Here is a 20692-nt window from a genome sequence, read left to right as displayed (position 1 = left end):
GCTTCGGCGTACGCCGTTACGCGTCCAGGCCGATGGAGAACGCGGCCTCCAGGTCGTGCTGCGAGTACGTACGGAAGGCGACATGGGTGTCGGTCGCCTCGACGCCCTGGATCTTGCTGATCCGGCCGGGGATGACCTCGGCCAGGTCGTCGTGCTTGGCCACCCGGACCATGGCGATCAGGTCGTAGGTGCCGGTGACCGAGAAGACCTCGCTGACGCTGTCCAGCGCGGCGATGGCCTCGGCAATCTCGGGAATCCGGTCCACGCTGGTTTTGATGAGCACGATCGCGGTGATCACGGCTGTGTTTCTCCCTCGGTGGCCGTGGCTGGAGACTTCACTCTAGGGCCTCCGGTGTCGCGCCTGTAGCGGCCCCAGGCGTAGAGGAACCCGGTCGCGAAGCCGACGACATGGGCCAGGTACGCCACGCCGGGGCCGCTTCCCGCGCCCTCGGCCGCCAGCCACTGGAGCACGAACCAGAAGATCAGCACCACCCACGCGGGGAAGCGCAGCGGCAGGAACAGCAGGAACGGGAAGACGCTGGTCACCCGGGCCCGGGGGAAGAGGTAGAGGAACGCCCCGAGCACCGCCGAGATGGCCCCCGACGCGCCGACGAGCGTCTGGTCGGACGTGGCGTGCGCGGCGGCGTACGCGAGCAGCGCCAGATAGCCGCAGCCCACGTAGAACAGGGCGAACTCGGTGTGCCCCATGCGCTCCTCGGCCATCGCGCCGAACACGTACAGGAACAGCATGTTGCCCAGCAGGTGCAGCCAGCTGCCGTGCACGAACAGTGCGGTGAACGGGGTGAGCAGGGCGTGCGCCGAGCCGTCCCACAGATCGCTCGGGATCACGCCCCACCGCTCGAAGTAGCCCGCCTGAGCGGCGAGCAGCGCGTCGGCCCCGCCGCGCACCGGGACGAAGCCGGAGAGCGGGCTGATCACGAAGACCGCGCAGCACAGGGCGATGAGGGCGTACGTCACCGGTGGCCCGCCCGAAGTGGCCGCGCGCAGGAGCCTGCCCGCGGCGGCCCGCCGATCGATCATGAACAGAGCATGACGCAAACGGAGCGAACGGGACAGACCGCCTCGCCGTGCCGGGGAGATGCGCCGAGGCCGTAGGGTGACAGGTGGACATCCGCAGTTCGACGGCGCACCGCGAGACCCTTGTCCGGCAGCTCACGGCTCGACGAAAGAGGACGCACGATGACGACCGTTCCCCAGCCGACCGACACGACCCGCTGGCGCTGCACGCTCTGTGGGAATCTCACGCGCTTCGACGTGACGCGGTCCTCGAAGGTCGTCGAGTACGTGCACCTCGACCTGGCCGGTGAGTCGAGCGTCGAGGAACGCGAGGTGGTCAGTGAGACCATCGAGTCGGTCCGTTGTCGTTGGTGCAACGCGGTGGACCAGATCGAGCTCGTCGACAGGCCGGGTGCCGACTCCTGACGGGGCCGTGCGGAGACAACACAATGGGGTGACGGATGGTGGAGCAGCCCGAGGGCGGCGCCGCGTCGGCCGACAGGGCCGATGACGCCGTGGAGGCGCTCGACCGCCCGCTGCCCGAAGGGGTACGGCGCCGGGTCGTCGCGCTGGTCTCCGACGCGTTCGGCGGTCTCACGGTCGCCGAACTGCCCGCCCAGCTGAGGCAGTACGCCCGCTTCACGGCCCCCCGGCGTGCCAAGTTCGCCGGGAACGCCATGGCGGCCGCGGTGGCGAACGACGACGGGTTCCGCCGCCGCATCGGTGACCGTTTCCGGGAGGCCCAGCCCGAGCTGGCGGCTGCCCTGGAGTCCGGCGCGCCGCCCGCCGCCGCCGACCCGGTGGACGTGGCGGCGGCGGCGTACGTGCTGCGCCCGGACGGCTGGGTCAAGCTGGTCGCGGCGGCCGGCGAGGAGGTCCAGCGCGCCGACGCCGAGCGGGCCGGCGAGGAGAACCGGCGCGAAGTGGTCCGGCTGCGCGAGGAGCTGGCCGAGGCCAGGGCCCACACCAAGGGCGAGACCGAACGGCTCCGCGCCGAACTGGACGCCGCCCGCAAGGAGGCGGACTCCCTCCAGCGCAAGCTGCGCAGTGCGCTCAGCGAGGTCAAGCGCGGTGAGGCGGCGCTGCGCAAGGCCAAGGCCGAGACCGAGTCCGTACGCGCCGAGGCGGCCGCCCAGGTGTCCGCCGCCGAGAGCGAGACCCGGCGGCTGAGGGCGAGGCTCGGGGAGGCCGAGGCATCCGTCGAGGCGAGTCGCAGGGCGGCCCGGGAGGGGCGTTCGGTCGAGGACATGCGGCTGCGGCTGCTGCTGGACACGGTGCTCGAAGCGGCCGGCGGGCTGCGGCGCGAACTGGCGCTGCCGCCCTCCTCGATGCGGCCGGCGGACAGTGCGGACGCGGTGGAGCCCGGCCGGATGTCGCCCAAGGACATCGCGGCCAGGGCCCTTTCGGAGACCGACCCGGCGCTGCTCGACCAGCTCCTGGCGCTGCCGCAGGCCCATCTGATCGTGGACGGCTACAACGTCACCAAGACGGGTTATCCGCAGATGCCGTTGGAGAAGCAGCGGCTGCGGCTGCTCGGCGGGCTCTCGGTCCTCGCGGCGCGCACGGGCGCGGAGATGACGTGTGTGTTCGACGGGGCGGAGCTGGCCGCCCCGGTGCTGCTCGCGCCGCCGCGCGGCGTGCGGGTGCTGTTCAGCAAGCCGGGGGTCACCGCCGACGAGCTGATCCGCCAACTGGCGCGCGCGGAGCCGCCGGGACGGCCTGTGGTGGTGGTCTCCACCGACCGCGAGGTGGCCGACGGAGTGGCGAAGGCGGGGGCCAGGCCCGTTGCGTCCGCCTTGCTCCTGAAGCGGCTTTCGCGGGTTTAGCGCTCCTTGTGGGGAGTTCGCCCGAGATCAGGGAACGGACCGTCAAGTCGTCGCTACGCGCCGTGGGGTGTGGGTAAAGAAGTGCCGTGTGTGACGAGATTTTTCCTGCGAGGATTTGAACTGATCACAAGATGGTCACTAGGGTCGGGCCTCGAACCTTCGCGCGGTCGATCACCCACCCGGGGTGGCGGCGAAGGAACCGCCGAGTCCGTGACGTGCACGGAGCCGGGGATCCCCTCCCCCACAGATCCGGTAGGCGGCTCGAGGAAGAAGGAGCTCGCCTTCGTGGCGTCCCACCGTCGTCCCAAGCAGCCGAGCCGCACTCGTGTGACCGTGCTCACCGCGACCGCAGCCGCGGCCGTCGCCCTGTCCTCCCAGGCCGCCCACGCCGACCCCAAGCCGACCAAGAGCGAGGTCAAGGCGAAGGTCGACAAGCTCTACCACGAGGCCGGGGCCGCCACCGAGCAGTACAACGGGGCGAAGGAGAAGCAGGAGAAGCTCGAGAAGCAGATCGGCGCGATCCAGGACAAGGTGGCCCGCGGCCAGGAGGAGCTCAACCAGCTCCGGTCCGGCCTCGGTTCCCTCGCCGCCGCGCAGTACCGCTCCGGAGGCATCGACCCCTCCGTCCAGCTCTTCCTCTCCTCCGACCCGGACAGCTTCCTCGACCAGGCGTCCGCGCTCGACCAGCTGACGGCCAAGCAGACCGAGGCCCTGTCGAAGGTCCAGGAGAAGCAGCGGGCCCTCGCGCAGCAGCGCAAGGAGGCCCAGGACAAGCTGAGCGACCTCGCCTCCGTCCGCAAGACGCTCGGTGAGAAGAAGAAGAAGCAGCAGGAGAAGCTGGCCGAGGCCCGCCGCCTGCTGAACACCCTCACCGCGGCCGAGCGCGAGAAGCTGCGCCAGGACGAGGCCCGCGCGAGCCGTGCCGCCGGTACCCGGGTCGAGCTCGGCAACGAGGTCGCCGCCTCCGGTCTCGGGAAGGCCGCCCTCAACGCCGCCGCCACCCGCATCGGCAAGCCGTACGTGCCCGCGGCCACCGGCCCCAACTCGTTCGACTGCTCGGGCCTGACCATGTGGGCCTACGCCCAGGCCGGCGTCAACATCACCCGCACCACGTACACCCAGGTCAACCAGGGTCACCGGATCGGCGTCAGCCAGCTGGCCCCCGGCGACCTCGTCTTCTTCAACGGCAACGAGCACGTCGGCCTCTACGCCGGCAACGGCCAGGTCCTGCACGCCCCGTACCCCGGCGCGTACGTCCGCTACGAGTCGATGAGCACCATCGGCAGCATCTACGCCGCCGTGCGCATCTGAACCGCGCCCGAACGGGCGAATTCCCGCGCCCCGTACTGACGCCCGCCCCGCCGGAGACCACAGGTCACCGGCGGGGCGTCACTGTGTGTGGCCCCCGCCGGTCCGGCGTGTCTTTGTCCGCTCCGTGATCACGCGGCTACTGTCTGCCTGCTGTCGTGGCTCCCGTACGTCGGTCCGCCCGCCCGGGCGGTAGGGGCCGCGCGCGTCTGCGTACAGCGGAAGGGAGTGCGGCGTCCTGTGGGGTCCCATCGCCGTTCCACACAGCCCGGTACCGGTCGCGGTGCCCGGGCCACCGTCCTGACGGCGGCGGCCGCGACCGCGGCCGCGACACTCGGCGCCGCCACCGCGCACGCCGAGCCGCACGACACCCCGCAGTCCGCCGGGGCCCGGGTCGACCACCTCTACGCCGAGGCGGAGCGCGCCACCGAGCGGTACAACAGGGCCGGCGAGGACGTGACCCGGCTGCGCGGCGAGTTCAGCCGGGCCCAGGACCGGGCCGCCCGGGGCCAGGAACGCATCAACCGGATGCGCGAGGAGCTGGGCTCGGCGGCCCGGGCGGAGTACCGCGCGGGCGGCATCGACCCCTCGCTGGCCCTGCTGCTCACCTCGGACCCCGACAGCTACCTCGACCGGGCCTCCGCCGTCACCATGGCCGACGCCCACCGGGCCGCCGCCCTCGCCGAACTGCGCAAGGCCCAGCGGGCGCTCGCCCAGACCCGGGCCGAGGCCGCCCGCTCGCTGGCCGGGCTGGAGAGCCGCCGGGAGGCCGTCAGCCGCCACAAGCGGACCGTCGAACGCAAGCTCGCCCGGGCCAGGCAGCTGCTGAAGTCGCTCCCGGCCGCCGAACGGGCCGCCCTGGCCCGCGCCTCGCGCGACGGCCGCGACCCGGGCGCCACCCTCCTGGCCGGGCTCCCGGCGGGTTCCGCCCGCGCCGCCGCGGCCGTCCTGGCCGCACAGCAGGCGCTCGGCAGGCCGTACGTGTGGGGCGCCAACGGGCCCTCCGGCTTCGACTGCTCCGGGCTGATGCAGTGGGCCTGGGCCCAGGCCGGGGTGAGCCTGCCCCGGACCTCGCAGGCCCAGCGGTACGCCGGGCACATGGTGCCGCTCTCCGAGGCCCGCCCCGGAGACCTCGTCGCCTACCGGGCGGACGCCAGCCACATCGCCATGTACGTGGGAAACGGGCAGGTCATCCACGCCCCGTACCCCGGCGCCCCGGTCCGCTACGACCCCGTCGGGATGATGCCCGTCTCCTCGGTCACCCGGGTCTGAGCCCGGCGACAGCCCGTACGCTCGTCATGTGGTCGAACGGGTGCGCATACGCGGCGGGCGGCGGCGGGCGGCGGGTGCCGTCCTCGCCGCGCTGCTGGGCGCCGCCGCCTGCTCCGCCCCGGCCGACCGGGCGCCCGACAGCACCTCCCGGGGCGTCCGCGCCACCCTGGACCGGCGCGCCGCCGCCGTGCTGCACCACGACCCGGCCGCCTACGCCGCCGCCGTCGACCCGGACGCCACGGCGCTGCGCACCGCCCAGCGCCGGGAGGCCGCCCGGCTGGCGGACGTGCCGCTCGGCTCCTGGGCGTACCGGCTGACCCACCTCACCCCGCACGGGGCGGACCGGGTCACCGCCGACGTCACGCTCGGCTACCGCATCGCCGGCTACGACAGCGCCCCGGTCTCCGTCGACCGGGTCGTGGACCTGGCCCGGGACCCGGCGGACGGCCGCTGGTACGTCACCGCGGACCGGGCCGCCGACGGCAGCGCCGGGCAGCTGTGGGAGCAGGGCGACATCGAAGTGGTGCGCGGGAAGCACAGCCTGGTCCTGGGCGTCGGCCGCTCACGGGACGAGCTGGACGCCATCGCGGCGACGGCGGACGAGGCGGTGCCCGCGGTCTCCGCCGCCTGGCCGGAGCGGTGGGCGGGGCGCGTGGTGGTGCTGGTGCCGGACAGCGTGACGGAGATGGGCCGGCTGCTCGGTTCGCCCGCCTCGAACTACAAGGGCATAGCGGCCGTCACCACCGGCGAGACCGGCGGCACCGGGAAGGCCCCCGCCGACCGGGTGATCGTCAACCCCGAGGCGTACGCCCTGCTCGGCGGGTTCGGGCAGCGCGTCGTCCTCACCCACGAGACCGCCCATGTGGCCACCCGCAAGCGGACCTCGTCGGCCACCCCGACCTGGCTCTCCGAGGGCTTCGCGGACTGGGCGGCCTACCGGGACCAGGACCGGACCGCCGAGGAGATCGCGCCCGAGCTGGCCGACGCGGTCCGGGCCGGTGACGTACCGGCCGGGCTGCCCGAGGACGAGGACTTCGCCTTCGCGGGAGAGGCGGACCGGCTGGCGCAGGCGTACGAGGGCGGCTGGCTGGCCTGCGAGCTGATCGCGGACCGCTGGGGCGAGGAGAAGCTGTTCGCCTTCTACCGGGCCGTCGGCGCCCGCCACGGGCGCGACGGGGCGGTCGAGGACGCCCTGCACGAGGTCCTGGGCACCACCCCGCAGGACTTCACGGCGCGCTGGCGGGTGTATCTGCGCGACCGGCTCGGCTGAGCGCGGGCTCCGCCACCGCCTTCGCCGCCGCCGCGCCCCTCGGGGCCCGTACGGTGTCGCGCCACAGCCGCGCGGCCGCCAGCACGGACGCGGCGACCAGCAGCCCGTTGCGCAGGAACATCAGCGTCAGCCCGTGCGCGTCGCTCGTCACCACGTGGACGAAGCCGATCGGGAACTCCAGCTGCGTCACCCCCGTGGCCGCGACCACCAGGACGGCCGGCCACATCATCCGGCTCTCCCGCAGCACCAGGCACACCGCCGCGAGACCGACCAGCCACAGCATGTACTGCGGGCTGATCACCCGGCTCGTCGTGGTGAACAGCAGCACCGCCGTGAACGCGGCGTCCGCCGGCGTACTCACCCCGAACGTCCGCGCCCGCAGCCGCCACACCAGCAGCCAGCCGAACGCGGCCACGCTCAGCCCCAGCGCCAGCGTGCTCACCAGCGGTACATGCGGCCCCAGGAACTCCAGCGAGCCGTAGTGCAGCTCCACCCGGCCCTCCCAGCCGAACTGCCGCCACACATGGAAGACCAGCGCCCCCAGCGACTCGACCTCGGTACCCCGGTCCCGCTGGAAGCCGAGGAACGCCAGCGCGCCCGGCGCCGCCGCCACGCACACCAGCAGCAGCCCGGCCGCCACCGCGGCCGCCGTCCCCCAGGCCAGCCGGGTCGCGCGCCCCCGGGCCGTCCCGGCCAGCAGCAGCGCCGGCCACACCTTCAGCAGCGCCCCGAACGCGGCCAGCGCCCCCAGCACACGGGGGTGCCGCAGCCCGGCCAGCAGCGCCGCCACCGCCACGGCCGTCACCATCACGTCGTACCGGGCGTACGCGGTCGTGCCGAGCAGTGGCACGCCCGCCACCCACACCCACACCCCGGCCGCCCGGCGGCCCGGACCGTCGCTCGCGCGCAGCAACAGCCCCAGGACCAGCGCGTCGCACAGGAACGCCAGCACGAAGAAGGCCGTGGCGTAGTCCAGGAACGGCAGCAGGGCGGGGGAGAGGATCGCGAGCGCCGCCACCGGCGGGTACTGCCAGGTGACGTCGGACTCCGGGTAGGTGCCGGAGCGCAGCACCTCGGACCAGCCGTGGTAGATCACCGACACATCGCTCGTCACGTCGAGCCCGGGCGGGGTGACCACCTTGGTCACCCAGAGCAGCAGCACCGCCCTGGTGAGCGCCCACACCGCGAAGGCCGCCGGACGCGTGCCGCTGGAACCCGTCATGACCTGCCCTCACCCGTCCTGTACGCCGTACGAAACAGCCATGATGCCCGTACGCCCTGTGTGCGGGCCATCAGGCACGGCCGCCGGGGCCCGGTACTGTCGGCTGCGATGGACAAGACCTTGATCGTGACCAACGACTTCCCGCCCCGCCCGGGAGGCATCCAGGCGTTCCTGCACAACATGGCGCTGCGGCTCGACCCCGACCGGGTCGTCGTCTACGCCTCCACCTGGAAGCGCGGGGCCGAGGGCGCGGCCGCCACCGCCGCCTTCGACGCCGAGCAGCCCTTCACCGTCGTCCGCGACCGTACGACGATGCTGCTGCCGACCCCGCGGGTGACCCGGCGCGCCACCGAGCTGCTGCGCGCGCACGGCTGCTCGTCGGTCTGGTTCGGCGCCGCCGCCCCGCTCGGCCTGATGGGCCCGGCGCTGCGCGAGGCGGGTGCCCGGCGGCTCGTCGCCACGACGCACGGCCACGAGGCGGCCTGGGCGCAGCTGCCCGCGTCCCGGCAGCTGCTGCGCCGGATCGGCGAGGGCACCGACACGCTGACCTACCTCGGCGAGTACACCCGCTCCCGGATCGCCGCCGCGCTGAGCCCGGCCGCCGCCCGCCGCATGGTGCAGCTGCCGCCCGGGGTGGACGAGAAGACGTTCTGCCCGGACTCCGGCGGCGACGAGGTCCGGGCCCGGCTCGGGCTCACCGAACGGCCCGTCGTGGTCTGCGTGTCCCGGCTGGTGCCCCGCAAGGGCCAGGACACCCTGATCCTCGCGATGCCCGCGATCCTGGCCGCCCAGCCGGACGCGGTCCTGCTGGTCGTGGGCGGCGGGCCCTACGAGGACGACCTGCGCAAGCTCGCCGCGCGCACCGGGGTGGCGGACTCCGTGCGGTTCACCGGGCCGGTGCCCTGGTCCGAGCTGCCCGCGCACTACGGCGCCGGGGACGTCTTCGCGATGCCCTGCCGGACCCGGCGCGGCGGCCTGGACGTGGAGGGCCTGGGCATCGTCTACCTGGAGGCGTCCGCGACCGGGCTGCCGGTGGTGGCCGGCGACTCCGGCGGAGCTCCGGACGCGGTGCTGGACGGCGAGACCGGCTGGGTGGTGCGCGGCGGCGAGCCCGGCGAGGCGGCGGAGCGGATCACCGCGCTGCTGGGCGACGCGGACCTGCGGCGGCGCATGGGCGAGCGGGGCCGGGAATGGGTCGAGGAGAAGTGGCGCTGGGACCTGCTCGCGGAACGGCTGCGCGAACTGCTCTGATACGCGTACGAGGGGGCCCGCACCGATGTGGTGCGGGCCCCCTCGTACGCGTACGCCTCACGAGCGGTAGATCGACTCCACCTCGTCCGCGAAGTCCTTCGCCACCACGTTCCGCTTCAGCTTCAGCGAGGGCGTGATGTGGCCCCCCTCCTCGGTGAACTGGGCGCCCAGGATGCGGAACTTGCGTACGGACTCGGCCTTGGAGACCGCCGCGTTGCCGTCGTCCACCGCGCGCTGCACCTCGGCGATCAGCTCCGGGTCGTCGCGCAGCGACAGCGCGGTCGAGCCGGCCGGCTTGCCGTGCTCCTCGGCCCAGCGGCCCAGGAACTCCTCGTCCAGCGTGACCAGCGCGCCCACGAAGGGCCGCCCGTCGCCGACCACCATGCACTCCGCCACCAGGGCGTGGCCGCGGATGCGGTCCTCGATGACGGCGGGCGCGACGTTCTTGCCGCCGGCCGTGACGATGATCTCCTTCTTGCGGCCGGTGATCGCGAGGTAGCCGTCCTCGTCCAGCGTGCCGATGTCCCCGGTGTGGAACCAGCCGTCCGCCAGCGCCTCGGCCGTCGCCGCCTCGTTGTTCCAGTAGCCGGAGAACAGGTGCTCACCGTGGAGCAGCACCTCGCCGTCGTCCGCGATGCGCACCACGGAACCGGGGAGCGGCTGGCCGACCGTGCCGATCTTCTGCCGGTCCCACGGGTTGAAGGCGGTGGCCGCGCAGGACTCGGTCAGGCCGTAGCCCTCCAGGACGGTGAAGCCGATGCCGCGGTAGAAGTGGCCCAGGCGCTCGCCGAGCGGGGCGCCGCCGGAGATCGCGTGCTCGCCGCGCCCGCCGAGCACCGCGCGCAGCTTGCCGTAGACGAGGCGGTCGAAGACCTTGTGCCGGAACTTCAGGCCCAGCGAGGGTCCCTGCGGGGTGCCCAGCGCGCGGCTGTAGGCGATGGCGGTGTCGGCGGCCCTGTCGAAGATCCTGCCCTTGCCGTCGGCCTGCGCCTTGGCGCGCGCCGCGTTGTAGACCTTCTCGAAGACGCGCGGCACGCCGAGGATCAGCGTCGGGCGGAACGCGGCCAGCTCGTCGGTGAGGTTCTTGATGTCCGGGACGCAGCCGAGCTTGATCGGCGCCATCACCGAGGCCACCTCGACCAGCCGCCCGAAGACGTGGGCGGCGGGCAGGAAGAGCAGGACCGAGCACTCGCCGGTACGGAAGAGGGGCTTCAGGCGCTCCACCACGTTCCCGCACTCCGCGAAGAAGCTGCGGTGCGTCAGGACGCAGCCCTTGGGGCGGCCCGTGGTGCCCGAGGTGTAGACGATGGTGGCCGGGTCGTCCGCCCGGGCCGCCGCGCTGCGCAGGTCCACGGTCTCCTCGGAGACCCCTTCGCCCTCGGCCCGGAGCGTGTCGACGGCGCCCTTCTCGATCTGCCAGACGTACCGCAGCCCGGGCAGCCGGTCGCGCACGGAGGCGACGGCGGCGGCGTGGACGTCGCTCTCGACCAGGACCGCGACGGCCCCCGAGTCGCCGAGGATCCACTGCACCTGCTCGGGCGAGCTGGTCTCGTACACCGGCACGGTGACCGCGCCCGCGCTCCAGATGGCGAAGTCCAGCAGCACCCACTCGTACCGGGTGCGCGACATCAGGGCCACCCGGTCGCCGGGCTCGACGCCCGCCGCGATCAGGCCCTTGGCGGCCGACCGGACCTCGGCCAGGAACTGCGTGGCGGTGACGTCCGTCCAGACGCCCGCCACTTTGCGGCTCATCACCGCGACATCGGGATGCTGAGCGGCATTGCGGCGGATGAGATCCGTCAGGTTGCCGTCCGAGGGGACCTCGTACAGGGCCGGAAGGCTGAACTCGCGCAAGACTGCTGCTCCTCATCGGGCTCCGGTGCCACGGCTCTGTGTGACGCACCGGCGCGGTCCAAGATGGCGGGTGCTCAGTGGGGTGAGCACGACTGGACTGCCCGGACGTTACCCACCAGTACTCGGTTCCGGATAGGGGGTCCCGGCCAGATGTCTTATGCGTCACACATATCGGGACGTCCTTTCGCGCACAGTAGTCCACCCCTACACACACCAGGAAGTAACCGCAGGTCCGGGGCCTCTGCGCAGGCTCTAGGCTGTTTCCCATGCGAGCTGGAGCGAACACCCGCGTCCATGTGGTCAGCGACGTGCACGGCAACACCGGGGCGCTGGCCCGCGCCGGGGACGGTGCCGACGCCCTGATCTGCCTCGGTGACCTGGTCCTCTTCCTCGACTACGCCGACCACTCGCGCGGCATCTTCCCCGACCTCTTCGGCGTCGAGAACGCCGACCGGATCGTCGCCCTGCGCACCGCCCGCCGCTTCGAGGAGGCCCGCGCCTTCGGCCGGGGGCTGTGGCAGGGCATGGACCGGAACGCCGCGATCACCGAAGCGGTGCGCAGGCAGTACGCCGAGATGTTCGCCGCGCTGCCCACCCCGACGTACGCCACCTACGGCAACGTCGACATCCCCGCCCTGTGGCCCGAGTACGCCGCCCCCGGCACCACCGTCCTGGACGGCGAGCGCGTCGAGATCGGCGGCCGCGTCTTCGGCTTCGTCGGCGGCGGCCTGCGCACGCCGATGCGCACCCCGTACGAGATCGACGACGAGGAGTACGCCGCCAAGATCGAGGCGGTCGGCGAGGTCGACGTGCTCTGCACCCACATCCCGCCCGAGGTGCCCGAGCTGGTCTACGACACCGTGGCGCGCCGCTTCGAGCGCGGCAGCCGGGCCCTGCTCGACGCCATCCGCCGCACCCGCCCCCGCTACTCCCTCTTCGGCCACGTCCACCAGCCGCTGGCCCGCCGGATGCGGATCGGCGCCACCGAATGCGTGAACGTCGGCCACTTCGCCTCCACCGGCCGGCCCTGGGCGCTGGAGTGGTGAGCGCCCGGCCCGGCATTGCGCGCCGGGCCCTGGGACGGGCCGCCGGGCGCACGCGATAGCCTTCTGGCGGCAGGCTCCTGCCGACGTACCGGTACACCGCACTGGAGGGCCACAGCGATGGCTGAACACACCAGCTCGACCATCACGATCGAGGCGGCACCGGCCGACGTCATGGGTGTGATCGCCGACTTCGAGCGCTACCCGGAGTGGACCGGAGAGGTCAAGGAGGCGGAGGTCCTCGGCACCGACGAGCACGGCCGCGCCGAGAAGGTCCGACTCGTCCTGGACGCCGGCGCGATCAAGGACGACCACACCCTCGCCTACACCTGGATCGGGGACTACGAGGTCAGCTGGACCCTGGTCAAGTCCCAGATGCTCCGCGCCATCGACGGCTCCTACGCGCTCGCGCCGCTCGGCGACGGCAACCGCACCGAGGTCACCTACCGGCTCACCGTCGACGTGAAGATCCCCATGCTCGGCATGATCAAGCGCAAGGCGGAGAAGGTCATCATCGACCGCGCCCTCGCCGGCCTGAAGAAGCGCGTCGAGTCCGTCCCGAAGGGCTGAGCACGTGCGTACGGTCCTGGTCACCGGACCCGGCGGAGCCGGCCGTACGACCGTCGCGGCGGCCACCGCGCTCGCCGCGGCCCGCGACGGCGCCCGCACCCTGCTGATCTCCGCCGACCCGATACCCGGCTTCCCCGACGCCGCGGCCCCCACCCCGGTCACCGAGCGGCTGCGGTCCGTCCGGACCGACTCCGCCGCCCACTTCCGCGACGAACTCCTCGCCCTCCAGGAGCAGTTGTCGTCCGTCCTCGAACTGCTCGGCGGCAACCCGCTGGACGGCGAGGAGCTGACCGAACTCCCCGGCAGCGGCGAACTCGCCCTGCTCCACGCCCTGCGCCGCGCCGCCCACGGCGACTGGTCCGCCGAGGCGTACGACCTCCTCGTCGTGGACCTCCCGCCCCTGCGCGACGCGCTCCGCCTGCTCGCCCTGCCGGAACAGCTGCGCCGCTACCTGCGCCGGCTGCTGCCCCAGGAGCGCCAGGCCGCCCGCGCCCTGCGCCCGATGCTCGCCCAGCTGGCCGGTGTGCCCATGCCCGCCCAGTGGCTGTACGAGGCCGCCGCCCGGCGCGACGCCGAACTGGCCCAGGTCCAGGCACTGATCGAGGACCGGGCCACCACCCTCCGGCTCGTCGCCGAGCCGGGCCCGGCCGCCGACGAGGCCCTGCGCGGCGCCCGCACCGGGCTCGCCCTGCACGGGCTGCGCGCCGAGGCGCCGGTCGCCAACCGGATGCTGCCCGGCCACTCCCCGGACCCGTTCTTCGCCGCGCTCGCCGCCCAGCAGGAGAAGTCTCTCGGCCACTGGGCGGTCGCGGGCGCCGCCCCGGTCCGCATCGCCCACCTCGGCCGCGACCCGCAGGGCCCCGACGACCTCCTGGCCCTGGCCGGCGAGGACGGTGCGGGCCATGCGCTCGCCGTCCCCGGCACCGGTGAGGAGGGCGGCCGGGCCCCGGACCCCTGGTGGACCGAGGAGGCCGGCGGGCCGGACGGCGACGGGATACTCGTCTGGTGCCTGCGGCTCCCCGGCGCCGTCAAGAAGGACCTCCAGCTCGTCCGGCGCGGCGGAGAACTCCTCCTGACCGTCGGCCCGTTCCACCGCATCGTCCCCCTGGAACCCGCCCTGCGCCGCTGCACCGTCTCCGGCGCGGCCCTCACCGACGGCGTGCTCCGGGTCCGCTTCACACCCGATCCCGCGCTCTGGCCCCGGACGGGCTGAACGGCGTACCACCGTTCGGGTACCGTCGAAGGTACGTGTCCGGTATGCCGGGCCGCCGGCCACGAAGCCCCCAGGAGTCCGCCATGAGCGAAGCCACCGATCGCCCCGCCGACGACAACGCCTGGGCCGACGCGTGCGCCGAGGACCTCGCCGCCGAGCAGGCCCGCCGCCGCGCCGCCTATGGCCCGCCGCCCGGCTCCGCCGCCGAGGAGCTGCGCAAGCTGATGGACGCGGTGTCCGACAAGCTCGGCTCGTTCCAGGCGCCGCTCCTCGGACTGGCCGCGCAGGGTGCCGTGCAGCAGGTCATCCAGCAGGCCAAGGCGGCCGTGGAGCCCGTGATCGAGCGCAATCCAGACGTTTTCGATCACATCGCGGCGGCCGGTAACGAACTGCTCGCCGCCTACCGCTCGGCGGTCCAGGGCCAGGAAGGCCGCTGGACCCGGGGGGCGGGGGACCCCGCGGGCACCGAAAAGAAGGCGGAAGGCCCCGGCGGCCCCCGGGACGAGGGGTCCGGCGCCGGCGAACACATCGACCTCGACTGACCGGCGCCGGACAGGACGGGGCCCGGCCTCGGGTACGGTTGCCTCAGCGGGGCTCGACCGGAACTGAGGGATTCATGGGACTCACCATCGGCGTCGATATCGGCGGCACGAAGATCGCAGCTGGAGTGGTCGACGAAGAGGGCCACATCCTCTCGACCTTCAAGGTGCCGACCCCGCCGACGGCCGAAGCCATCGTGGACGCGATCGCGGCGGCGGTCTCCGGCGCGAGCGCCGGGCACCAGGTCGACGCCGTCGGCATCGGCGCGGCCGGATATGTGGACGACAAGCGGGCCACCGTGCTGTTCGCGCCCAACATCAACTGGCGCCACGAACCGCTCAAGGACAAGGTCGAGCAGCGCGTCGGCCTCCCCGTCGTCGTGGAGAACGACGCCAACGCCGCCGCCTGGGGCGAATACCGCTTCGGCGCCGGCCAGGGCCACGACGACGTCATCTGCATCACGCTGGGCACCGGCCTCGGCGGCGGCATCATCATCGGCAACAAGCTGCGCCGCGGACGCTTCGGCGTGGCCGCCGAGTTCGGCCACATCCGGGTCGTCCCGGACGGCCTGCTCTGCGGCTGCGGCAGCCAGGGCTGCTGGGAGCAGTACGCCTCCGGCCGCGCCCTTGTGCGGTACGCGAAGCAGCGCGCCAATGCCACCCCGGAGAACGCCACGATCCTGCTGGCGCTCGGCGACGGCACCGTGGACGGCATCGAGGGCAAGCACATCAGCGAGGCGGCCCGCCAGGGCTGCCCGGTGGCCATCGACTCGTTCCGCGAGCTGGCCCGCTGGGCCGGCGCCGGACTCGCGGACCTGGCCTCGCTGTTCGACCCGTCGGCCTTCATCGTCGGTGGCGGCGTCTCGGACGAGGGCGAGCTCGTCCTCGACCCGATCCGCAAGTCGTTCCGGCGCTGGCTGATCGGCGGCGAATGGCGCCCGCACGCGCAGGTCCTCGCCGCCCAACTCGGCGGCAAGGCAGGGCTCGTGGGCGCAGCGGACCTGGCCCGCCAGGGCTGAGCCCGACCCGCACACGGAAACACCGGACGCCCGTCGCGCCCTCTCGGAGCGCGGCGGGCGTCCGCCGTATCGTGAGGGCATGGCCACGATGTCGCTGCCCGATTCGCGCACCGAGCCGGACGGCTCGGCCGTCATCCGCGTGCTCAGCTATAACATCCGCTCGATGCGCGACGACCGCGCGGCCCTCGCCCGGGTCATCCGCGCCTGCGCCCCCGACCTGGTCCTCGTCCAGGAGGCGCCGCGCTTCTTCCGCTGGCGCAAGTACGCCGCCCGGCTCGCCGCCGCCACCGACCTGGTGGTCCTCGGCGGAGGCGCCACCGCCGCCGGACCGCTGCTGCTGTGCTCGCTGCGTGCCACGGTCGAGCGCACCGAGGACATCCTGCTGCCGCGCACCCCGGGCCTGCACCGCCGGGGTTTCGCCACCGCCGTGGTCCGGTTCGCGGGCGCCCGGGTCGGGGTGGTCAGCTGCCACCTAAGCCTCCAGCGGCAGGAGCGGCTGGCCCAGGCGGAGCGGCTGACGGAGACCGTGGACGCGCTGGGCGTGGCGCACGCCGTCGTCGCCGGTGACCTCAACGACGTACCGAGCGGGCGGGCCTTCCGGCGGCTCGCCGGGCGCTACCAGGACTGCTGGGAGACCAGGCCGCAGGGCGGCGAGTACACCTTCCCCGCGCACGAGCCGCGCCGCCGGATCGACGCCGTCTTCGCCACCGGCGGCGTCGAGGTCCTCGGCTGCGGGGTCCCGGACGGGCTGCCCGGGGTGCGCGAGGCCGACCTGAGCGCGGCGACCGACCACCGCCCGGTGCTGGCCGCGCTGAGGGTGCCGGCCGCCTGAGCGGGACGTCAGACCACCGCGCCCCGGCCCGGGTCGTCGTCACCGTCGTCGTCGGAGTCCATCCGCGCCACGAGCGTCACGAAACCGCCCAGGAAGCCGCCGACGCAGACCGTCGTCAGCCACCAGGTCATCTCCCAGGACAGCAGCACCGCGAGCAGCATCAGCACCGGCCCGCCGACCACCGCGAGCCAGGCGAACTTCGCCGTGACGTCGGCCTCCGGCAGCGGCGGCGGCTCCGGCGGCACGAAGTGCCCCTCGTCGTCGTCCCCGGTGCCCTTGCCGGGCACGTCGGGGTCGGCCGGCTCGTAGTCGCGCGGGCCCACGCCCGGCGCGAAGACTACCGAGCCGCCGAGCGGCCGGTCCTCCGCCGGCTTCGGCTTCGGCGGCCGCTTGCCGAGCCCCTTGTCCGCGGCCGGGGCGGTCAGCGGGCCGTCGTCCGGCAGCGCCAGGTCCTCGACCGACCGGAAGGGCCGGGCGCCCGGCGGGTCCGGCGGCTCCTCCCCGTAACCCTCCACGATGGCCCGCCAGACGGCGTCCTCGTCCAGCGGTCCGTCCCCCGCACCGGCCGGCGCGTCGGGTGCCGCGCCCTTGCCGTCGTCGTCGGCGACGGCCGCCCCCTCCACGGGGAACGGCTCCCGCTCCTCCTCGCTGCCCGCGCGCTCCGCGTCGTGCTCAGCCACCGGACGTGCTCCCCTTCTTCCCGCCCTGATCCTTCTCGCTCGGAGCGAGGCGGCCGATGAACGCATGGCTCTCGTCGAAGATCCGCTTCGCATCATGGTCCAACGTCGCCACGTGGTAGCTCTGTTCCAGCAGGACCTCGCGGACATCCGTCGAGGAGACACGGCTCAGGATGCGGGCCGAGTCCGCGGGCGGGACGACATGGTCCTGCGGGCTGTGCAGCAGCAGGAGCGGCTGGGTGACCTGGGGCAGGTCGCCGTCGACCAGCCGGAAGAACCTGCGCACCGAATGCGCCGCGTGCAGCGGCACCCGGTCGTAGCCCACCTCCGCGGCACCCTCCAGGGCGATGTCGCTGACCAGGCCCTTCGTCGTCGGCACCAGATGGCGGACCACCGGCAGCGCGTGCGCCGCGAGGCCGTGCACCTTGTTGGCCGGATTGACGAGCACCAGACCGCTGACCGCGTCCCCGTGCTTCGCGGCCAGCCGCAGGGCCAGCGCACCGCCCATCGAGAGCCCGAAGACGAACACCCGCTCGCAGCGCTCCAGCAGCCCGCGGAGCTCCCGGTCCACCTCCGCGTACCAGTCCTGCCAGCCGGTCACCTGCATGTCCTGCCAGCGCGTGCCGTGCCCGGGGAGCAGCGGCAGCGAGACCGTCAGGCCGCGCTCGGCCAGATACTCGGCCCAGGGGCGCAGCGACTGGGGGGAACCGGTGAATCCGTGACAGAGGAGGACGCCGACCTCTCCGCCCTCGTGGCGGAACGGCTCGGCTCCGGGAAGGACCGGCACCGGGGTCTCCTGTTCATGAGGCTCGCGGGGGAGCGAGCGTGGAGCGGAAGGGGAGTTCGGAAGGATGTACGGGGTACGCGAGGATTACTTCACCGTACGCGACCGGGCCGACACCGACCAGGGCCGTCGCGTCCCGGTCCGCGGACACCCGCCCGCGCTTGGCGGGAGGATGGGGGACACGGCGGGTTAAGGTCTGTCGGACAGCACACAGGAGGCATCCGAGTTGATCTACGGCGCTATGAAGTTCTCCATCGGCGGGTCGCTGAAGCTCGCCTTCAGGCCGTGGGTGGAGGGCCTGGAGAACATCCCCGCGCGCGGACCCGCGATCCTCGCCAGCAACCACCTGTCGTTCTCCGACTCCTTCTTCCTGCCGGCCGTCCTGGACCGGAAGGTGACCTTCATCGCGAAGGCCGAGTACTTCACCGCGCCGGGGGTGAAGGGCAAGCTCACCGCCGCGTTCTTCAAGGGCGTCGGCCAGCTCCCCGTCGACCGCTCCGGCGCGCGCGGCGCCGGTGAGGCGGCGATCCGCGCGGGCATCCAGGTCGTGGAGAGCGGCGGCCTCTTCGGCATCTACCCCGAGGGCACCCGGTCGCCCGACGGCCGGCTCTACCGGGGCAAGCCCGGCGGTCTCGCCCGCGTCGCACTGGCCACCGGGGCGCCGGTCATCCCCGTCGCGATGATCGACACGGAGAAGATCCAGCCGCCCGGCCAGGTGATCCCCAAGCTGATGCGGCCCGGCATCCGGATCGGCAAACCGCTCGACTTCAGCCGCTATCACGGCATGGACGGCGACCGCTTCATCCTGCGCTCGGTCACCGACGAGGTGATGTACGAGATCATGAAGCTCTCGGGCCAGGAGTACGTCGACATCTACGCGACCGCCGCCAAGCGGCAGATCGCCGACGAGGCCAAGCGCCGGTCCGAGGCCGCGAAGCAGACGGACGGCGACGGCGACAGCACCTGAGCGGTCCGCCGGGGGACGGGGGGAGAACAGCATGGTCAAACGCGTACGCGTGGTCCGGATGTCGGTGGAGCAGCCGCTGTGGCGCGCCCTGACGGCGTACCGCGTGCTGACGATGCTCTACGCGGTCCTGCTCGCCGCCTTCGCCCGGCACGACTACGAGCGGCCCTGGATAGCGATCACCTTCCTGGCGCTGATGGCGGTCTGGACGCTCGCCACCCTGCCGAAGGTGGGGAGCGCCGCCGCCTGCACCAGGCGCTTCCTGGGCGCGGACCTGGCCATCGCCCTCATCGGGATCGTGGTCACCCCGCTCGCCGACTTCCAGGCGCAGCACGTCGACGGGCCGACGCTGCCGTCCATCTGGACCGCCGGTTCCGTCCTGGCCTTCGCGATCAAGGGCGGTTGGCGCTGGGCGGGCTTCGCCTCCAGCCTGGTCGCCGTCGCCAACCTCATCGAGCGCGGCGAGCCCAGCCGCGACACCCTGCACAACGTGATGCTGGTCTGGGTCGCCTCCATCGCCATCGGTTACGTGGTGGAGGTCGCCCGCGCCAGTGAACGCACCCTCGCCCGCGCCCTGGAGATCGAGGCCGCCACCCGCGAACGCGAGCGGCTCGCCCGGGACATCCACGACGGCGTGCTCCAGGTCCTCGCCATGGTCCAGCGGCGCGGCGCCGCGATCGGCGGCGAGGCGGCGGAGCTCGGCCGGATGGCCGGGGAGCAGGAAGTCGCCCTGCGTACCCTGGTCTCCAGCGGCCTCGTGCCGCCGACCCGGCTCTCCGAGGACGCCTCCGAGGGCGCCGTCGTCCGGACCGTCGAGACGGACGACGACGACCGGGGCGACGGCGGCGAGACCGATCTGCGGACCCTGCTCGCCCCGCACGCGGGCTCCCGGACCAGCTTCGCGGAGCCCGGCGCGCCGGTGCTCCTGCCGTCCGCCGCGGCGGCGGAGCTGGCGGCCGCGGTCGGCGCCGCCCTGGACAATGTCCGGGCGCACGCGGGCGAGGGCGCCCAGGCGTGGATCCTGCTGGAGGACTGGCCGGACGAGGTCATCGTCACGGTCCGGGACGACGGGCCCGGCATCCCCGAGGGGCGGCTCGCCCAGGCCGAGGGGGAGGGGCGGCTCGGGGTCGCCCTGTCGATCCGCGGCCGGCTGCGCGACCTGGGCGGTACGGCAGAGTTGATCTCGGTGCCAGGACAGGGCACCGAGGTCGAATTGAAGGTTCCTAAGGTTTCACGGGGGAAGGCGGGATCGGTCCGATGAGCGCGACACACGAAGAGGGCACCGGACAGCCGGCGATCAGGGTGATGGTGGTGGACGACCACCCGATGTGGCGCGACGCCGTGGCCCGCGACCTCGCCGAGGCCGGCTTCGACGTGGTGGCCACCGCCGGCGACGGACCCCAGGCCGTACGCCGGGCCGGCGCCGTCACCCCGGACGTCCTGGTCCTCGACCTCAATCTGCCCGGCATGCCCGGGGTGCGGGTCTGCAAGGAGCTCGTCGGCAGCCAGCCCGGCCTGCGGGTCCTCGTGCTCTCCGCCAGCGGCGAGCACGCCGACGTCCTGGAGGCGGTCAAGTCCGGCGCCACCGGCTACCTGATGAAGTCGGCGAGCACCCAGGAGCTGACCGAGGCCGTCCGCCGCACCGCCGCCGGGGACGCCGTCTTCACCCCGGGCCTGGCCGGCCTGGTCCTCGGCGAGTACCGCAGGCTGGCTTCGGAGCCCGCCCCGGCCGCGTCCGACGAGCCCAGGGCCCCGGAGCTGACCGACCGGGAGACGGAGGTGCTGCGGCTCGTGGCCAAGGGGCTCTCGTACAAGCAGATCGCGGAACGGCTCGTCATCTCGCACCGGACCGTGCAGAACCACGTCCAGAACACCCTGGGCAAGCTCCAGCTGCACAACCGGGTCGAGCTGGTGCGGTACGCCATCGAGCGCGGCCTGGACGACGCATAGCGCCTGTCGTGAGGGGCGCGGTGCGATGCCCGGTCGTATATTCGCGGTGACCGGCAGCGCCCAGCACGCAGACAGGGGAGA

21 protein-coding genes are annotated in these 20692 nt (G+C 73.4%); 15 read left to right on the top strand and 6 right to left on the bottom strand.

Translation table 11 applies throughout. The features are described 5' to 3' along the window. Positions 1-16: 16 nt before the first annotated feature. The gene (locus ACZ6C6_RS01805; protein WP_143622607.1) at positions 17-298 is read right to left on the bottom strand and encodes an Lrp/AsnC family transcriptional regulator; all 282 of its coding nucleotides are present in this window, start codon (positions 296-298) and stop codon (positions 17-19) included. After that, positions 295-1041, bottom strand: coding sequence for a rhomboid family intramembrane serine protease (locus ACZ6C6_RS01800; protein WP_469198042.1), 747 nt, complete (start codon positions 1039-1041; stop codon positions 295-297). Before ACZ6C6_RS01800 ends, ACZ6C6_RS01805 begins: the two co-directional genes overlap by 4 nt. A 159-nt stretch (positions 1042-1200) precedes the next feature. On the opposite strand from ACZ6C6_RS01800, the gene ACZ6C6_RS01795 reads away from it, so the two are divergent. The 5 genes from ACZ6C6_RS01795 to ACZ6C6_RS01775 all read left to right on the top strand — a co-directional run bounded on the left by ACZ6C6_RS01795 (position 1201) and on the right by ACZ6C6_RS01775 (position 6693). Beyond that, positions 1201-1443 carry a hypothetical protein gene (locus tag ACZ6C6_RS01795; protein ID WP_018104398.1) on the top strand — a complete coding sequence of 81 codons (243 nt, stop codon included), beginning with the start codon at positions 1201-1203 and terminating at the stop codon, positions 1441-1443. Positions 1444-1478: 35 nt separating this feature from the next. Next, the gene (locus ACZ6C6_RS01790) at positions 1479-2843 is read left to right on the top strand and encodes an NYN domain-containing protein (RefSeq protein WP_469198040.1); all 1365 of its coding nucleotides are present in this window, start codon (positions 1479-1481) and stop codon (positions 2841-2843) included. Positions 2844-3128: 285 nt separating this feature from the next. Then, positions 3129-4154: a C40 family peptidase gene (locus tag ACZ6C6_RS01785; protein ID WP_469198038.1), complete on the top strand. Its 1026-nt coding sequence runs from the start codon at positions 3129-3131 to the stop codon at positions 4152-4154. Between the two features lie 237 nt (positions 4155-4391). Beyond that, the gene (locus ACZ6C6_RS01780; protein ID WP_469198036.1) at positions 4392-5423 is read left to right on the top strand and encodes a C40 family peptidase; all 1032 of its coding nucleotides are present in this window, start codon (positions 4392-4394) and stop codon (positions 5421-5423) included. 28 nt (positions 5424-5451) lie between these two features. Beyond that, on the top strand, positions 5452-6693 hold the full coding sequence (locus tag ACZ6C6_RS01775) for a hypothetical protein (RefSeq protein WP_469198035.1): 1242 nt from the start codon (positions 5452-5454) through the stop codon (positions 6691-6693). Here the strand turns inward: ACZ6C6_RS01775 and ACZ6C6_RS01770 are convergent. Beyond that, positions 6650-7915, bottom strand: a complete 1266-nt coding sequence (locus tag ACZ6C6_RS01770; protein WP_469198033.1) for a glycosyltransferase 87 family protein — start codon at positions 7913-7915, stop codon at positions 6650-6652. The genes ACZ6C6_RS01775 and ACZ6C6_RS01770 overlap by 44 nt on opposite strands. A gap of 108 nt (positions 7916-8023) precedes the next feature. On the opposite strand from ACZ6C6_RS01770, the gene ACZ6C6_RS01765 reads away from it, so the two are divergent. Next, entirely contained in the window at positions 8024-9166 is a 1143-nt protein-coding gene (locus ACZ6C6_RS01765; protein ID WP_469198031.1) for a glycosyltransferase family 4 protein, read from the top strand. Between the two features lie 57 nt (positions 9167-9223). Here the strand turns inward: ACZ6C6_RS01765 and ACZ6C6_RS01760 are convergent, their stop codons facing one another. Continuing rightward, positions 9224-11020, bottom strand: coding sequence for an AMP-dependent synthetase/ligase (locus ACZ6C6_RS01760; protein WP_469198029.1), 1797 nt, complete (start codon positions 11018-11020; stop codon positions 9224-9226). A 266-nt stretch (positions 11021-11286) separates the two neighbouring features. Between ACZ6C6_RS01760 and ACZ6C6_RS01755 the strand changes: the two genes are divergently transcribed. The 6 genes from ACZ6C6_RS01755 (at position 11287) to ACZ6C6_RS01730 (ending at position 16236) form a co-directional block, all read left to right on the top strand. Beyond that, a complete protein-coding gene (locus ACZ6C6_RS01755) occupies positions 11287-12066 on the top strand; it encodes a metallophosphoesterase family protein (RefSeq protein ID WP_469198027.1) in 780 nt (259 codons plus the stop codon). 117 nt (positions 12067-12183) lie between these two features. Then, complete coding sequence (locus ACZ6C6_RS01750) at positions 12184-12633, top strand: SRPBCC family protein (RefSeq protein ID WP_469198025.1); 450 nt, start codon at positions 12184-12186, stop codon at positions 12631-12633. A gap of 4 nt (positions 12634-12637) precedes the next feature. Then, positions 12638-13846 (top strand): ArsA family ATPase, encoded by a 1209-nt coding sequence (locus ACZ6C6_RS01745; RefSeq protein ID WP_469198023.1) that lies wholly within the window; start codon positions 12638-12640, stop codon positions 13844-13846. An 83-nt stretch (positions 13847-13929) separates the two neighbouring features. Then, the gene (locus ACZ6C6_RS01740; RefSeq protein WP_469198022.1) at positions 13930-14388 is read left to right on the top strand and encodes a DUF5304 domain-containing protein; all 459 of its coding nucleotides are present in this window, start codon (positions 13930-13932) and stop codon (positions 14386-14388) included. Positions 14389-14462: 74 nt separating this feature from the next. After that, the gene (locus ACZ6C6_RS01735) at positions 14463-15404 is read left to right on the top strand and encodes an ROK family glucokinase (RefSeq protein WP_365685210.1); all 942 of its coding nucleotides are present in this window, start codon (positions 14463-14465) and stop codon (positions 15402-15404) included. Positions 15405-15483: 79 nt separating this feature from the next. Beyond that, positions 15484-16236, top strand: coding sequence for an endonuclease/exonuclease/phosphatase family protein (locus ACZ6C6_RS01730; protein ID WP_469198020.1), 753 nt, complete (start codon positions 15484-15486; stop codon positions 16234-16236). An 8-nt stretch (positions 16237-16244) separates the two neighbouring features. Here ACZ6C6_RS01730 and ACZ6C6_RS01725 read toward each other — a convergent pair whose 3' ends face one another. After that, complete coding sequence (locus ACZ6C6_RS01725) at positions 16245-16916, bottom strand: hypothetical protein (protein WP_469198018.1); 672 nt, start codon at positions 16914-16916, stop codon at positions 16245-16247. After that, entirely contained in the window at positions 16909-17700 is a 792-nt protein-coding gene (locus tag ACZ6C6_RS01720) for an alpha/beta hydrolase (protein ID WP_469198016.1), read from the bottom strand. The genes ACZ6C6_RS01725 and ACZ6C6_RS01720 overlap by 8 nt, the downstream gene beginning before the upstream one ends. A 238-nt stretch (positions 17701-17938) precedes the next feature. Between ACZ6C6_RS01720 and ACZ6C6_RS01715 the strand changes: the two genes are divergently transcribed. From ACZ6C6_RS01715 to ACZ6C6_RS01705, 3 genes are read left to right on the top strand one after another with little or no spacing between them, the layout of a single operon-like run. Further along, complete coding sequence (locus ACZ6C6_RS01715) at positions 17939-18664, top strand: lysophospholipid acyltransferase family protein (protein WP_469199279.1); 726 nt, start codon at positions 17939-17941, stop codon at positions 18662-18664. A 31-nt stretch (positions 18665-18695) separates the two neighbouring features. Beyond that, on the top strand, positions 18696-19922 hold the full coding sequence (gene macS, locus ACZ6C6_RS01710; protein ID WP_469198014.1) for a MacS family sensor histidine kinase: 1227 nt from the start codon (positions 18696-18698) through the stop codon (positions 19920-19922). After that, a complete protein-coding gene (locus ACZ6C6_RS01705) occupies positions 19919-20611 on the top strand; it encodes a response regulator (RefSeq protein ID WP_469198012.1) in 693 nt (230 codons plus the stop codon). The genes macS and ACZ6C6_RS01705 overlap by 4 nt, the downstream gene beginning before the upstream one ends. The last annotated feature ends 81 nt before the right edge of the window (positions 20612-20692 follow it).

This window comes from Streptomyces sp. NPDC041814, assembly GCF_055590565.1.
The sequence above is the reverse complement of the archived record's forward strand: the minus strand, read 5'-3'. Positions and strand labels throughout refer to the sequence as shown.

Bases quoted from the DNA above. Each gene is read 5' to 3' on its own strand.
- ACZ6C6_RS01800 (WP_469198042.1), bottom strand. From the start codon at position 1,041: ATGATCGATCGGCGGGCCGCCGCGGGCAGGCTCCTGCGCGCGGCCACT.
- ACZ6C6_RS01795 (WP_018104398.1), top strand. From the start codon at position 1,201: ATGACGACCGTTCCCCAGCCGACCGACACGACCCGCTGGCGCTGCACG.
- ACZ6C6_RS01790 (WP_469198040.1), top strand. From the start codon at position 1,479: ATGGTGGAGCAGCCCGAGGGCGGCGCCGCGTCGGCCGACAGGGCCGAT.
- ACZ6C6_RS01770 (WP_469198033.1), bottom strand. From the start codon at position 7,915: ATGACGGGTTCCAGCGGCACGCGTCCGGCGGCCTTCGCGGTGTGGGCG.
- ACZ6C6_RS01765 (WP_469198031.1), top strand. From the start codon at position 8,024: ATGGACAAGACCTTGATCGTGACCAACGACTTCCCGCCCCGCCCGGGA.
- ACZ6C6_RS01755 (WP_469198027.1), top strand. From the start codon at position 11,287: ATGCGAGCTGGAGCGAACACCCGCGTCCATGTGGTCAGCGACGTGCAC.
- ACZ6C6_RS01750 (WP_469198025.1), top strand. From the start codon at position 12,184: ATGGCTGAACACACCAGCTCGACCATCACGATCGAGGCGGCACCGGCC.
- ACZ6C6_RS01740 (WP_469198022.1), top strand. From the start codon at position 13,930: ATGAGCGAAGCCACCGATCGCCCCGCCGACGACAACGCCTGGGCCGAC.
- ACZ6C6_RS01735 (WP_365685210.1), top strand. From the start codon at position 14,463: ATGGGACTCACCATCGGCGTCGATATCGGCGGCACGAAGATCGCAGCT.
- ACZ6C6_RS01730 (WP_469198020.1), top strand. From the start codon at position 15,484: ATGGCCACGATGTCGCTGCCCGATTCGCGCACCGAGCCGGACGGCTCG.
- ACZ6C6_RS01715 (WP_469199279.1), top strand. From the start codon at position 17,939: ATGAAGTTCTCCATCGGCGGGTCGCTGAAGCTCGCCTTCAGGCCGTGG.
- macS (WP_469198014.1), top strand. From the start codon at position 18,696: ATGGTCAAACGCGTACGCGTGGTCCGGATGTCGGTGGAGCAGCCGCTG.
- ACZ6C6_RS01705 (WP_469198012.1), top strand. From the start codon at position 19,919: ATGAGCGCGACACACGAAGAGGGCACCGGACAGCCGGCGATCAGGGTG.